Genomic DNA, 14750 nt, shown 5'->3' with positions numbered 1-14750 from the left:
GCTGATTTTAGTCTAGATCATCAGGTGATTTATTTGGGTTTGGCGGAGCACGACGACGGCTTCGTTGCCAAGGTAAAGGACGCTCAAGCGCTTCAGGTGCTTCACCACTGGTTGAGCGTAAACGTAAGTGCAAGGCAGCTTGTGCCATTAAATTTGCAGACACGGGTGCGGTTATGAACGCCAGTAAAGTCAGCAACAGTTCGGCAAAACCAAAGCGTCCCTGAAAAGCAGAAAAAATCATGGCTGCAATCAGGAAGCTACCCAGACCTAAAGTACTAGATTTGGTCGGTGCATGCAGGCGCATAAATAAATCTGGCAGACGCACCATACCAATGCCGCCCACCAGCATGAAGAATGAGCCGATCAACAAAAATATCGAGACCAGAATTTCCATGATAAGTTGCATTGCGGTTGCTCCTAATCGACCACGTGGCCAGTGGTAAAGTAACGTGCCAGAGCTGCGGTAGATACGAATCCAAGCATGGCCACCAGTAAAGCCCCCTCAAATAAAGAGGTACTGGTCCAGTAGATACCGAGAATAACCACCAGACAGGTCGCATTCAGAAACAGGGTATCCAATGCTAAAAGCCGGTCTACAATGGATGGGCCTACCACCATACGAATCAGGCAAAGAAACATGGAAATAGTAATTGCGACCATACACAAGCCGAGTGCATAAGGCAAAATAGTCATGAATCTTCTCCTAATTCCACATCAAAGATTTCGATCAGCGCTTTTTCATAACGATTTTTAATTTCGATAATATCGACTTCGGCATTATCGGTACTCAAGGCATGCACCAGAATGTCGCCACGATCATCATCAATCCCTGCCGTCACTGTACCTGGTGTAGTGGTAATAATGAGGGCCAGTAAAACATTGACCTGTTCATGCTGGGTTTCCAAAGGCACACGGAACCATTTGGGATGCAGCTTGTGGGTAGGTCCAAGAACCATTTTGGCCACTTTAATATTGCAAACAATAATGTCCCATAACACTACAAAGAATAATTTTACCGCCAGAATCCAGTGAATATTGGGGGTATTGCCAATAAAGGGTTTGACTAAACGTGGAATGACAATGCCCAGCAATAAGGCCATCAGCAAGGTTGCCAGATCCAGACTATGCGCCAGCATGATCCAGCTTAAAGCCACAATCACGGAAACAAAGGGATGAGGCAGCCAGTTTTCCCAGAACGATGAGGTTTTCATGCTTAAGGCTCCCTAGGTTTGAGTTTGGCATCATCCGGCTGAGCGGATTGCTGTCCGTGCTGTTGCTTGATCTGGCGTTGCTTATATTCTGAAATGTGCTCACCTTCTAAAGTATCTTTAGAGATGATATACGGAATCAGATGCGCATTCGGATCGACCGTTTCACCGCCATATTTGGTTTCAGGTAAATTTTCAGGGTTGTAAGGTTGTACACTAATCACCTGATTCAAGTCATCTCTGTGTAAAATCACGCCCTCATATAACGTATTATTTTGGATCTGTTCAGCCGTTTTGAACATGTATTTCTGAATAGGATTGGCACAAACCATATACAGCACCAAGCCTGACAACAGCAGATAAATGGTTTTGTCATTGCGTATTGGGGCATGATGGGGTATAGCTTGATACGCTTTAAATTCTTCAGTATCCATTTGAGTTTCAGGTTTGCTAGCACGCCAGAACAGAATGAAACCGACCCGGGTAAACGCAATAATGCTGAGTAAACTCACCAGCAACACCACGCCAATAATCACCCCTTGATAAGGGGAATGTGACGTCGCCTGCAAGATAAAAACCTTACCTAAAAAGCCACTAAAAGGGGGTAAACCCGCCATCATTAAGGCAATCAAAAAGAAGGTGAGGGACACTGCTTTTTGCTGTTTCATTTGCGGAGCGATGTTGAAGTGATCTTTGAATATCCCGCGTTGAGAGGTAATCCAGCCGCAGAGCAGATAAAATGCAGCACCAATAAGGGTACTGTGCACCAGATAGTAGAGTCCTGCCGCCCAAGCCAAAGTATTAAATAATGAAATGGCAATCAGCAGGGTACCAATGGAGGACAAAATCATAAAGCCGACAAAACGGCGTAACCGCTCCGCGCCAATAGCTCCAATCACACCATAAATGGAGGTGACTAAACCGATCGGAAGTAACCAGTTGGCCAGAATGTCCTGACTTAAGCGGTCATCGAAGATCGTGCCATTGACTCGAAGAATGGCATAAATGCCGACTTTGGTCATAATGGTGAAAATGGCAGCCACCGGAGTCGTGGCTACGGCATAGGTTTTCGGAAGCCAAAAACCGACCGGCAACATCGCAGCCTTAATGCCAAAGACCACAAATAACAGCAAGCCGCCTGCAACGGCCAAGATATGTTGATCCGGTTCTAATAGCGGAATTAAACGTGCGACATCGGCCATGTTTAAGCTGCCGACACTGCCGTAGATCATGCCTAAGCCAATCAGGAACAGCGCAGAGGCCAGCAGGTTGATGGTGACGTAATGAATACCCAGCTGAAAACGGGCTTTGCCTTGTCCATGTAGAAGTAGGACATAAGAAGCCATTAACAGGATTTCAAAGAACACGAATAAATTAAATAAATCCCCGGTCAGGAATGCACCGCACAAGCCCATGAGTAAAAAATGGAACATGGCATGGAAATAACGCCCTTGGGTATCCCATGCATGGCTGGCAAACCATAAAATTGGGGTCGCCAAGGCATAGGTCAGCACTAGCATCAGTGCAGAAAGCTGATCTAGAACCAGCACAATACCAAAGGGTGCAGACCACTCACTGAGGTTGTAGGTGCTAATTTGCCCGCTGCTGGCGAATATTAAATACACGATGGCAGTGATTAACCCCAGGATTGACGAGACATAACTAATGCCACGACGCCAAGGCTGGCGCCAGTCATGTGCTAATGCACCTGTACCGGGATTGCCCAAAAGAACCAGTAAAAAGCCAGTAAATGCCGGAATTAAAATGCTGAATATTGGGGTGTGCTCAGTCCAGAACTGGATGAAGGCATTCATTAAGGCTCATCCTCACGCGGGTCAATCGGGTTTATTTCCTCTTTCGAGTCGACGTGGTCAGTACCACTTTCATAACGGCTGCGCAAAGCCAGCTGGACAATAAAGGCCGTGGTGGCAAAGCCAATTACAATGGCAGTCAAAACCAGCGCCTGAGGTAAAGGATCGGTCACTTTTGTGGTTTCAGTCAGTACAGCAGGTGCATTGACCTGAATTCGTCCCATGGCAAACAGGAATAGATTGACCGCATAACCAATCATCGCCAGTCCTAAAACCACGGGAAAAGTACGTGCACGCAAGATCAGGTAAATTCCTGTGGCAGACAGTAAGCCAATGGCAGAGGCAAGTAAAAATTCCAGACTAATCATTTTATTCCCCCTTCAACACTGGACCAGCCATGCTGGAGTGGCGTGAGTCACCCAGAACAGAAATCATCAACATGGTGGCACCGACGACGGTGACATAAACCCCGACATCAAATAATGCCGCAGAGGCTAAATGTATATCACCCAACAGCGGCGGAGCGATATGGATATGGGCACTGGTCAGGAAAGGACGTCCCCAGAACCAAGCACCCAGTCCGGTTAGTCCTGCAATAGTGAGTCCTGAACCAATCCAGATTTCATATAAACGGCCTGATTTGGCTTTCAGCATCTGTTCAGCCTGATCTTGACCCAAGGCAATGTACTGGATGATCAAGGCCAATGATGTAATGAGGCCGGCAATAAATCCACCGCCGGGTAGGTTATGACCACGTAGGAAGATATACAGGCTCACCACCAGTGCCAGAGGCAATACCCAGGATGCGGTAATACGAAACATCAGCGGAGAGGGATTAAAACGGTAGGTCAGTCCCTGAGTAATGGTGGTGCCGTGTGCACGCATACCATCCATTAAACACAGTGCGCCAATTGCAGCGATGCCCAAGACGGTAATTTCGCCAAAGGTATCGAAACCACGGAAGTCGACCAGAATCACGTTGACCACATTGGAACCACCGCCGAGTGGAAGTGACTGCTGCATAAAGAACCATGAAATCGAATTGTGGTCACGGGTCAGCATCAGCCAGCTAATCCAGCCAATACCGAAACCACTGCCAATGGCAATCAGGGCATCACGCCAGCGCCGTGACACACTAGATTCGTAAGGAGTAAGCTGCGGCAGCAAGGACAGGCTCATGAGCAGTAATACTGTCGTGACTACATCGACCGTGATTTGGGTCAGTGCCAGATCAGGTGCAGATAAAGTCACAAACACCAGGGTCACGACAAGTCCGACTGCGCCGCTAATCAGCACGGCCTTAATCCGTTCATGATGAAACCACAGCATCATCCAGCAGGCTGAGAACAAGAGCAGCCACAACACAATGGCAATAGCGGGCGCATGAACGAGTTCACGTGTACCTGTAGTCAGGCCCTGATTGATAAAGGGGATCGTCAGCAAAGCGCCACTAAACAGCACAATCCACATCAAATAGCTTTGCAGTGAACCATTTTCGGTTTGCCGTTTGAACTTGCGTGAATTCAGTAACAGGTGTTTTAAAAATAAATCGAACAGCACTCTGCCCTGAAATTTGCCGAGCAGGGGATCGAGATCAATGTCACGAATGCGACCGCCTTTGGCCAAAGCAAAATAGAAAATGATCCCGCCGAATAGCGCAATGACACTCATCAGCAAAGGCAGGTTAAAACCATGCCAGAGGGCCAAATGACTACCGATAAAGTCAGGCATTTGCGTGCTGGCACGTGCAGTTGCATTGACAATATTTTCTACCAGCAGCGCAGGTAGCAGGCCCACTAGAATACATAAGACCGCCAGCAATATTGCAGGTACGCGCATGCCCAATGGCGGCTCATGGGCTTTCTGGTTAGGTACTTCTAGGCCAATCGGACCATCGAAAAATACGCCATGCACTAAACGTACCGAATAAGCCACTGCAAAAATTCCGGCCAGGGTGGCCAGAATGGCAGAAATAATAAGCACGGGACCAGACAGGTTGGCCAACAGTTCAGTAAAGAACATTTCCTTAGACAGGAAGCCATTGGTTAGTGGCACACCAGCCATGGAGGCAGCGGTGATCATGGTCAGGGTGGCAGTAAAAGGCAGCAATTGCCAGATACCGCTGAGCTTACGCAAATCCCGGGTTCCGGTTTCATGGTCAATGATCCCGGCCAGCATGAACAGGGCAGCCTTAAAGGTCGCATGGTTGATAATATGGAAAATGGCTGCCGCAACCGCCAAGGGTGATTCAATCCCCAACAAGCAGACAATCAGGCCCAAATGACTGATGGTGGAATACGCTAGTAAGCCTTTTAAGTCTTCCTTAAAAATGGCAAAAAAGGCAGCCATACATAAGGTGAACAAGCCCACGAAAGTCACGATATTGTGATAAAGCGCAGCACCGACAAAAATTGGTGTAAAGCGTGCCAGCAGGAAAATGCCGGCTTTCACCATGGTGGCAGAATGCAAATAGGCTGAAACCGGCGTCGGCGCTGCCATGGCATTCGGTAGCCAGAAATGAAACGGAAATTGTGCACTTTTGGTAAAGGCACCAGTTAAAATCAGCAATAAAGTTGGAACAAATAATGAATGATTCTGAATTTGATCCTTCATCGTCAAAATCTGGTCAATCTGATAGGTTCCGGTCATTTGACCGAGCAGAATGAAACCGCCCAGCATCGCCAGACCACCCATACCCGTGATGGTCAGTGCCATACGTGAGCCACGTTGCGCAGCTTCGTAATTGCTCCAGTAACCCACCAGCAGGAAGGAGGAAATACTGGTCAGTTCCCAAAAAATAAGCAGTAAAATTAAATTGTTAGAAAGTGATATCCCGAGCATGGAGGCCATAAACAGCATCAGCAAAAGATACAATTTGCTTAGGGAGTTTCTAGGATTTAAATAATAATAGGCATAAATATAAATGAGGGTGCCGATACCGCTAATCAGCAGGCAAAATAACAGGCCTAAGGCGTCCAAGCGAAAACTTAGATCGATACCGAGCTGAGGTAACCAGGTCCAAGTTTGTATGATTGTTCCGCCATTAAACACTTCTTTAGCTTGCATCAGTAACAGGGTCAGACTACTCAGGCTGACTCCTATGGCAGCTAAGGCTGTCACCCCGCGTGAAAATTTCAGCCACGAGACAAGGGTAGTGCCTAATACTAACGGTAACAGGATAATAATCGGTAGCACACTCATATCCAAAGTCGTGAGTTAGGCGATCAACACCTAAACGTGAATCTTATCTTTCAAGGATTACAGGATTGCAAAGAGCCATCCAAACTTCTCAATCTTGAAAGCCGGTTTGAGTAAAAAATTGAAAAACAAGCTGTGTTGCGCAACTTGAAAAAAGTCTGAGTAAAATCGGATTTTACTATAAAACTTTAAATAAACTTGATCTTATTACATGAGTAAAACAACATCAATTATTTTCGCGCACACAGGTGAATTTGTCGACATTTCATCAATGTTGTGTCAACAAACCCTATTTATTATACGCCCTCCATGCTGAAGCGGCGTAGCATGTTTAGCCAGATGAAATGCGCTAAGCGAATTTTTGAAAGATACTGAATATTTTGTAATAGGATTCAAGCATGTGTATCAGGATATAGGACGAGAAGAAGATGTATCATCCTGTTGTTGCATTAAGTGCAATAATTCAGTTTGCTGTTCTAGCGTTAAATGTTGCTGGATTTGCTCTAACAGGCTTTCAGGAGTGACACTTTCTGATTCAGGCTCAGTTAAGGCATCAGCCTCAATCACTTCTTCATTAAACACCAGATTTTCATAAATCGTGTCAAATTTTTCCTGTAACGGTTGCAGCTGCATATCGAACAGCTGTTTGTTTTCCAGCTTTAAACATTGATATTCAGTTGCATGTTCCAGTAATTCAGTTCGGTTGCCGGTGGCAATAATTTGCAGACGCGGAAAAGCCTGATGCAGGCGCTGTAAAATCACTTGCGAGGTATTTTGATCCAGCTGATGATCAATCGCATCAATCAGCAAAATACCATCACCTTCCAAACACGGATATAAACTGTTTGGATTGAGCAAGCATAAGCGGCGCACAATATCCCCCACCAACGCAATCCAGTTTTTAACACTGTTGGAAAGTTGCTGATAGAGCATACTTTTTTCAGCATAACTGACCATCAGCTGTAATTTGGGCTGATACTGCACATAGATATCCTCAAAACTAGGAAGCACGGTGCTTAAGGCCTGTTTTAAAGCATCCAGACTCGGTGCATTCATTTGCTTTTGTGCATTCAACAGATGTTGCAAAAAGTCATTTTCTTTATTTTTCTGAATGGAGGGATGAGACACCAGCTGCTGAAACAGTTGCGCAATCTGGGCATTTTCAATATCGCTAATTTCACGAAACCACTCAAAAAAACGGTTAAAGGTGGTATAGGGAATGGTGGAAATTTCATAGGCATGAGAAGTCTGAAATACCGCCGGATTATTTTTACTCTGAATATTCATTTCACTGACAAAGCGTTCTGCCGGGTAATAGGCAATCAGCGGCAAACCCTGCTGTTGATCATGTTTGAGCGCGTTATGATAGAGCTCAATCAGATTGTCTAATTGGTGGGTTTCGGCCTTGCAAGTGCCAATGCCATGACTATTTAAAGTTTTATAAATTTGCCAGTCACACGTGGTCAGGCTCTTGTCCCCAGCTTCGCTAGAGGCATTTAAAGTCCCAATATCGGGTGGAACATGAACCCGAATATCAATTTTGGATTGCAGGCGGGTAAACATGATGTCCTGGTCCTGCATGACCACACCGGCAGCACGCGAGTCTTTATAACGTGCTGCAAACCAGGTCAGTGCCTGATAGGTAAATTTTAAAATGCCGGTTTTACCGGAGCTTTGATCGCCCAGAATCAGGGTGATGGGTTTGTCATTAAAGTTTAGCTTGAGATCGGCAAAATGAAGTGCGTGTTTGAGTTGAATAGCATCAATTTTCATAAAACACCTGCCTTGCATCCGAAGCGAAAATTATTCTCCCACAGCTTTACGCAGCGATACCGGCATTTGCTTTTTCAGTTGTTGTACCAGATCATAAATGTGGTGAATATTTAAACTTACTTTAGCACGTGTGCAGGCCACGTAAAGCAATCTTAACTCTTCGTCACTAATTTTATGGTCTTTTTCATTGACCTTAAATTGATAGTCATCTTCGATGTGCACCCGGTCCCATTCCAGGCCTTTGGCTTTGTGCGCAGTCGAAATGATATAGTCGGCCTGTTCAATCGGAGTGATTTTGGCCAGAGCTCTTTTGAGCGGATCGGTGCCGTGATCATCTACCAGTTTCACCAGCGGTTTGATGTCACTGCCATCATTGGTTTCACAGTATTCATGTACATCGTGCCATGAATTAAACCAAGCTAGTTCCGGCACATCAGTCACGCGGCGACCTTGTTTCAGCATACTGGCAGCATCGACAAAACGGTTCAGTTTGACATGATCGGCCTGTAAGCTGACTTTATCACCATGCACCAAACCGGAAAGCAGCAATTCCATGGCACGGGCATTGGTGCGGCACAAAATTGCGTCGCGTTGCTTGGTATGCGGTTTATTCACCACTTTGGAATTCAGCTGCGGATTACCCAGTAAAGGCACAGTTTCATTTAATGCGCCCAAAATGGCATTGGCATTCAAGGCAATTTCTTCACCAAAACGGAATGAGGTGGTCAGACGTGATTCAGGCAGCGGCAGCTGTTGCATGGCATTGACCGCACCGCGCCAAGCATAAATCTGTTGATGCGCGTCCCCCACATAAATCACCTGGGTATTTCTTTGTCGTAGCAAAATGCCCAGCATCAGCGGGTCGGCATCTTGTGCTTCATCAAACAGCACATAATCTGCTGGAATATTCGGCTCGGACAGCGCCCAAAGTTTCAGATAAATATCATGCCCAATACCGGCCTGATGATTAGGATCAATCGACTCTAACCAGCGCCGTTCAACTGCTGGATAAAGATGTGTTTGCAATTCAGCAATATCGTCGGGATGCAACCAGCTCGGTGCCTGCAGATGACGCGGTGCCGGATATTGCGAACTGGTCGAGCAGAAATAGCTGACCGCATTTGCCACCAGACTTGCAAGACGCGACGGCATCATCACATATTTTTCATAACGTCCGCCCATCATCCGGCGCAGGGTAATCGGTTGCAGTCGATATTCCTTGGCAATAAAACTCGGACTTAAACGCGGCAAGCGAAGTTTGTCAGTCACGCCACGGGGCGCACTGCGAAAAGCCAGCGAGTGAAAAGTGCGACAGTCGACATTGCGATGGAATTTACTTTGCGCCTCGCTAGCAATGGCTTTGTTAAACGCCAGATACATACCACGCCGTTCAGGCATGGCATCACTGATCATTTGCAAAGTCGTGGTTTTACCTGTGCCTGCATAGGCAATCACTTTAAAGGATTTGCCTAAACGCGCATTGTCTATGGCAATGGCCTGCTCATAAGTAGCGCTTGGTTTTTTCAAATCAGACACAGTCATAGGCTTAATGTTGACGATTGGCTTTTTCAACCAGGCCAGATAAGCCTTGGCGACGTGCCAGTTCGTTTAAAACCAGTTGAGGTTCAAGGTCAAAATAGCCGAGCATGACAATGGTATGGAACCATAAATCAGCGACTTCATAGATCAGGTCGTTTTTGTTGTCTGCATTGGCTTCAGATTTAAAATCTTTGGCTGCGATGATGGTTTCAACGCTTTCTTCACCAATTTTTTCCAGAATTTTGTTCAAGCCTTTGTGATACAACTTGGCGACGTAAGATGAATCAGGATCGGCTTTTTTACGTTCCGCCATCATTTGGCCCAAATAGTCCAGAACTTCAACCTGTTCAGATTGGGCTGTCGAAGCATTCATGGCCAGAGTATGCGGATTGGTTGATTTTTCAGCGTAAATTTGCTTTGGATCTTTCAATTGTGCATCGACAATTTCCCAGCCATTTGCGGTCAATTTACGATAAAAACACGATTCACGGCCCGTGTGGCAGGCAATACCGCCGTGCTGTTCAATTTGTAACACAATCACGTCGGCATCACAGTCCAGACGGATTTCATGTACCGTCTGGAAATGACCCGATTCTTCACCTTTATGCCACAATTTTTGACGTGAACGGGAGAAGTAAACCGCCTGTTTTTTTTCTGCGGTTAACGCCAAAGCCTCACGGTTCATCCAGGCCACCATCAATACACGACCGCTTTGATGATGCTGGGCAATGGCAGGGATTAGACCTTGTTCGTTAAATTTTACTTCATCGAGCCATTGCGCGTTGTTCATGAGAATTTCACCAAAAATATGTTCAAAATGGAAAACAGCGAATAAAAATCGCAGCTGTATAGTGTACGTGATTAGCGGCTGTTTGAGAAAAAAATATACGCCTCACCATTTTGATTTCTGACTCAAAATGGCTTAGGTAGTTTATTCACCAAAGGTTTTATAACATTCAAGTTATTTAAAAATAAATTCATCTACTCATCCAAGGAAACTTTATTCTCTAGATTTTCATCAAAATGATTTTATAAATCCTGCATCAACTGCGGGAAATTCTGTTTCTCCACCATTTCCAAAAATTCATCGCCCAAGCGTTGGCTTTCTGCCACAGATTGATTCCACATGCGAATCCGCTGTTTCTGGTCCAGACCTTTTAAGGTGAAATCTTTACGATCCGGCAAGCGACCGAGCGGTAAGGATTGTAGATATTCGATTGAGGGGGAAAGTAATAAAGTCCGCGCCTGATTTTCCGGACTGGCCTTGCGCTTTTTCAGCATTTTGTCGAACCAGCCCGGAGTGATGCTGTCGCTAAAATGTGGATATAGCACAATGCCCTGGCTCTGAAACGGCAGATCAAGATGATAGTCAATTAAACCGCCATCGCGGTAACTGCCTTTAGGCGCATCGGGAATATCGCGAATTGCCGCCATCACGCCAGGAATAGACGCAGAAGCCATCAGCCATGAGGTGACATTGCTGAGATTTAAGGGCTGATAATGCGTGGTAAATTCATCATGGACTTTAAATTGGGTGCCCATTTCCGGCTGGCTAATGACACGTTGCATAAACAGACGGTTGTGCTTGCGTGCCAAAGCATTGCTGCCGATGATTCCGGCCACTGATGCCAGTAAAGGCAAGGATCTGTCACTTTGGAAAATGTGCTGGGCCTTGATCGAGATGACGGCCAGATGATAATCGGGATGCTCAACCAGTTGTTGTTCTTTGCCTTGCACCAGATCAATCAGCATATCGCGGCAAATATTACCGACTTCCTGACGAGTCATCTTTTTATGGAAATACAGGTTGGTATAAAGCTCTGCAAGACGCTCAGTGCCTTCTTTTGCACCCCAGGCAGCAATGCTAGCAAAACGCCAGCTGCCAATGGATGAGCCAATCAGGGTTCTACGCTGCGGCGCTTGTGCAAGGAAATCGCCAAAAATGGCTTGATCGAGACCTTGAATGCCAATGCCTTTGGGACCACCTGCTGCACCGGGAACGATATCGACAAAATTTGCCTGCAAACCTTCTTTTTCAATCAGTTGACGTGCCAATTTTCCGGCACGGATATTTAATGAAGCAGGGCGTTTTTGCAAGATTTGCGTCATGATCTACCATTCACTATACAGGTGTACTGTTATTTTAAGCGAAAGCGAATTGATCCCAATGGCGAGAAGTGTCCAAAGGTGACTTTGGAGTCATATCGGGAATAAAAAAGCCTGAAGGACTCAGGCTTTTTTGATGCTTAGAAAGCGCGGTATTGAAGGCCAATAGAAGCCAATCCATAACGTTTGTCTAAACGGGAAGCGGTGACCCCATTATAGATGAAGGGTACATAGCCAACTAAGTTATTTTGGAAAATCTGACCTTGCAGGTAAGCTGTCAATTTAGGTGTAAAGTCATAACTGAACTTGGCACCAACGGTATGATTGTCCTTAATCGCTTGATTGCCAAAATTAGACACACGGTCATCGATATTGTCGCGCCACAAGCGTTGGTAATGGTAGGCGAGCTGGCTTTCAAATTGTTTATAGCGCCAGTTCCATGACCCACCTAAGCCTGCATAATAAGCGTCATAGTTGAGATCTTTCTGCACATCCAGATCAAATCGATCCGCATAGTTTCCAATATCAATATCTCGTACAATGAGACCATCAATAAGGCAGCGACCAACTGGTTTTCCAGTTAACTGATTGTTCGAGTCAATATTGATATTGGCTTTACAATCCCGTCCATTCCCGGTCAAATGAACCATCAAATCCAATTCATCAACTTCAACTTTGCTATATCCTAAAGAACCAAAGAAATTAACTTGATTCATAAAGTCAATTTTATGGGTATAAATAGTGTCTAGTTGAATTTGCGTGTCACGCGGATTAGAAACAACGACCTCATTAATTGTACGGCCATTCACATTGGTAGGGGAGGTTTTCGCTAACTCATCCGCTTGATTGCCCCAGAAAGAAAGTTTAAAAGCAAGATTAGAACGATCAGTAGAAAGACTTGCCGGAAAGTAGGTAATGCCTAAGGCGCCAGAATCTAATTTATTGGTATCTTTGCCAAACTCGATTTCTCGACGCCAATAGTCGGCATTGATAGACCATTCAGGATGGAACTGATATTGGGCATTGATATGCGCACCAATATAATCTCCAGAATCTCCTTGAACACCTTCACTTTCTCGTAAATCCAGAAAGTCGACAGTATCATTAACTAAATCTAGGCTTACATTCGTCGTAAGTTTATGTTTAGCAGGCGTGGCTTGTAAAAACAAATCATCGGGTGCGGCATAGGTATTAGAAATAATAAATGCTACAGAAATAAAAAGTAATGATTGATTTTTCAACTTTATTTACCAAATAGAAAGTGAGAGAAAAGCCAGTGATGAATCACTGGCTTTTTTTTATTTTTGATTATTGAATCGTAAAGTAGCCTGTAGTGGTAACACCGCTGAAGGCAGTAGCAGGTTTATTTGGAATACCAAATGAACCCAGGTTTAATCCTAAAGCTGCAGAGATTGGATAAACAGTCGGAGCAACAAAAACCGATACATCCGCATTAACGAAGTTGCTTGAAGCAATCAAGTTCTTATAGTTGGTATAAGGTTGACGTAAAACTGTGAATTTATTTGCTAAATCTGACAGAGAAATTGAATCACCTGTAAACTCAGTATCCTGCGCAACTTCGAATGAACCTTTCGGCGAATTTGCCAAAGTTGTTTCAATTTCAATTACAGCGCCCGCTGGAACAGTAATTTTGCTGATGGCAATATTATTATCAAATGAGACGTTTACCTGGCTAATATACGCAGTCAAGGTTTCAGCCTGGCCATTTTGACCAATTGCAGCTTTCGCCTGAAAACCTAATTTAATAGAATCCGTATCTGTAGTCGCTTTATTTAAAATAAACTTCACTTGAGCTAAAGAATCAATGGCGTTCTTATCAACGGTTAAACGTGCATCATTTCCAGAATTAATAATTTCTTGAATATTTTTATTTGCAACGCTCAGTCCGCTATAGCTAGCAGATGCAATTTCATCCTGAATGTCAGCAATAACACCAGGGTTGTTAGCTAAATAATCTTCTAACTTAGCATTTCCTGTTGAGCTCAAAGCTGTGTTGATAATATCAGTTACAGCTTCTACTTTTGCCTGATTCTCTTGTAATGCTGTTTTAACTTCATCAGAGGCAGATTGTGCAGCAGTATCGAATATAAGGGTTACAGCCGTTGTATTTACGCCTAAATTAGTAAGAAGAGGTGTAGTGGTTGATGCTGTTTGAATGGCTTTCACGGCTTGAGCCATAGTTAAACCAGAATCTTCAAGTTGAGTTAAAATTTGCTGTAATACAAATACTGCTGCTTGTTGATTATTAGATCCCTCAGCAATTGGATCAAATGTCGTGACATCTTCATTCAGACTAAAGCCTAGCTTACTAAGCAAATCTTGAAATTCAGCTGCTGGGAGTTCAGCCTGTAAAGTCGTTAGAGGCGTTGCAACTATTTCATTAGTCGATGAAGTTTGATAGTTAATAGGTTTAACTTTTAACTCTCCAGCAAATGGAAGTTTGGTAACCGTATCAACACCGCCAGTAATGATGAAACCGGTTTCTTGACAATTTACAGTCGTTTTAAAAGAAAATTTGCCGTTTTCATCTGTTTTTAGATCTGGGTAGGCATCTTGACAAGCCGAGTTAGTGAAATCGACATCTGCACCCGCTAAATAAAAATCCACAGCTGTACCAGAAATAGTTTTAGGAGTAAAAGGCGCTTCAGAGCCGCCGTCACCTCCACCCCCACCACAAGCAGTTAATAGAATTGCAGAAGCTAAGGTCGACCATTTTAACGCATGATTTTTCATTGTATATTCCCTGGTTTTTTGTAACGGTTTTTTTAAAGTTATTTGATAGTGTATTTTTTAACTTATTTTTTAAGAAAAGTCTTTTAGATTAAATGTTAATCATAGTTAAATTATCTTTATTTTTATTTTAATTGAAAGTGATTTAAATTTTTTAATATATTTTTCATAATGTTAATTATTTTTTTTAGTATATGGTTGGTTTTTTGTTATTTAAAATAAATCTAAAAAATAAATCCTTTATTGTTGATAAATATAATAAGTTTTAATTTTTTTATCTGAGTTTTATTTCATTCACATTGACTTCATCCCATCATCATTATGTTTCAATAAATCATGTATTCTGTCAATAGCTTGATGAAGA

General features: G+C 44.1%; 12 protein-coding genes. All 12 read right to left on the bottom strand.

Going from position 1 to position 14750, the window contains the following annotated elements; all coding sequences use genetic code 11:
- Positions 1-7: 7 nt before the first annotated feature.
- The 12 genes from B2Y23_RS02760 to B2Y23_RS02705 all read right to left on the bottom strand — a co-directional run bounded on the left by B2Y23_RS02760 (position 8) and on the right by B2Y23_RS02705 (position 14389).
- Positions 8-406: a Na+/H+ antiporter subunit G gene (locus tag B2Y23_RS02760; protein ID WP_291368873.1), complete on the bottom strand. Its 399-nt coding sequence runs from the start codon at positions 404-406 to the stop codon at positions 8-10.
- Between the two features lie 11 nt (positions 407-417).
- Positions 418-693, bottom strand: coding sequence for a monovalent cation/H+ antiporter subunit F (locus B2Y23_RS02755; protein WP_291355725.1), 276 nt, complete (start codon positions 691-693; stop codon positions 418-420).
- Positions 690-1211 carry a Na+/H+ antiporter subunit E gene (locus B2Y23_RS02750; protein WP_291368871.1) on the bottom strand — a complete coding sequence of 174 codons (522 nt, stop codon included), beginning with the start codon at positions 1209-1211 and terminating at the stop codon, positions 690-692. Before B2Y23_RS02750 ends, B2Y23_RS02755 begins: the two co-directional genes overlap by 4 nt.
- Before the next feature lie 2 nt (positions 1212-1213).
- Positions 1214-3022 (bottom strand): monovalent cation/H+ antiporter subunit D, encoded by a 1809-nt coding sequence (locus B2Y23_RS02745; protein ID WP_291368869.1) that lies wholly within the window; start codon positions 3020-3022, stop codon positions 1214-1216.
- A complete protein-coding gene (locus B2Y23_RS02740; RefSeq protein ID WP_291368867.1) occupies positions 3022-3387 on the bottom strand; it encodes a Na+/H+ antiporter subunit C in 366 nt (121 codons plus the stop codon). The genes B2Y23_RS02745 and B2Y23_RS02740 overlap by 1 nt, the downstream gene beginning before the upstream one ends.
- 1 nt (position 3388) lies before the next feature.
- Complete coding sequence (locus B2Y23_RS02735) at positions 3389-6226, bottom strand: monovalent cation/H+ antiporter subunit A (protein WP_291368865.1); 2838 nt, start codon at positions 6224-6226, stop codon at positions 3389-3391.
- Positions 6227-6622: 396 nt separating this feature from the next.
- A complete protein-coding gene (locus B2Y23_RS02730) occupies positions 6623-7990 on the bottom strand; it encodes an ATP-binding protein (RefSeq protein WP_291368863.1) in 1368 nt (455 codons plus the stop codon).
- A 30-nt stretch (positions 7991-8020) separates the two neighbouring features.
- Positions 8021-9526, bottom strand: a complete 1506-nt coding sequence (locus tag B2Y23_RS02725; RefSeq protein WP_291368861.1) for a 3'-5' exonuclease — start codon at positions 9524-9526, stop codon at positions 8021-8023.
- A gap of 10 nt (positions 9527-9536) precedes the next feature.
- Entirely contained in the window at positions 9537-10319 is a 783-nt protein-coding gene (hisIE, locus tag B2Y23_RS02720; protein WP_291368859.1) for a bifunctional phosphoribosyl-AMP cyclohydrolase/phosphoribosyl-ATP diphosphatase HisIE, read from the bottom strand.
- Between the two features lie 239 nt (positions 10320-10558).
- Complete coding sequence (locus B2Y23_RS02715; RefSeq protein ID WP_291368858.1) at positions 10559-11638, bottom strand: patatin-like phospholipase family protein; 1080 nt, start codon at positions 11636-11638, stop codon at positions 10559-10561.
- A 137-nt stretch (positions 11639-11775) separates the two neighbouring features.
- Positions 11776-12876, bottom strand: coding sequence for a hypothetical protein (locus tag B2Y23_RS02710; RefSeq protein WP_291368857.1), 1101 nt, complete (start codon positions 12874-12876; stop codon positions 11776-11778).
- A gap of 67 nt (positions 12877-12943) precedes the next feature.
- Positions 12944-14389 (bottom strand): hypothetical protein, encoded by a 1446-nt coding sequence (locus B2Y23_RS02705; RefSeq protein ID WP_291368855.1) that lies wholly within the window; start codon positions 14387-14389, stop codon positions 12944-12946.
- Positions 14390-14750: the final 361 nt, after the last annotated feature.

The organism is Acinetobacter sp. UBA5934 (genome assembly GCF_002430855.1).
Classification (GTDB): Bacteria; Pseudomonadota; Gammaproteobacteria; order Pseudomonadales; family Moraxellaceae; genus Acinetobacter.
The sequence above is the reverse complement of the archived record's forward strand: the minus strand, read 5'-3'. Positions and strand labels throughout refer to the sequence as shown.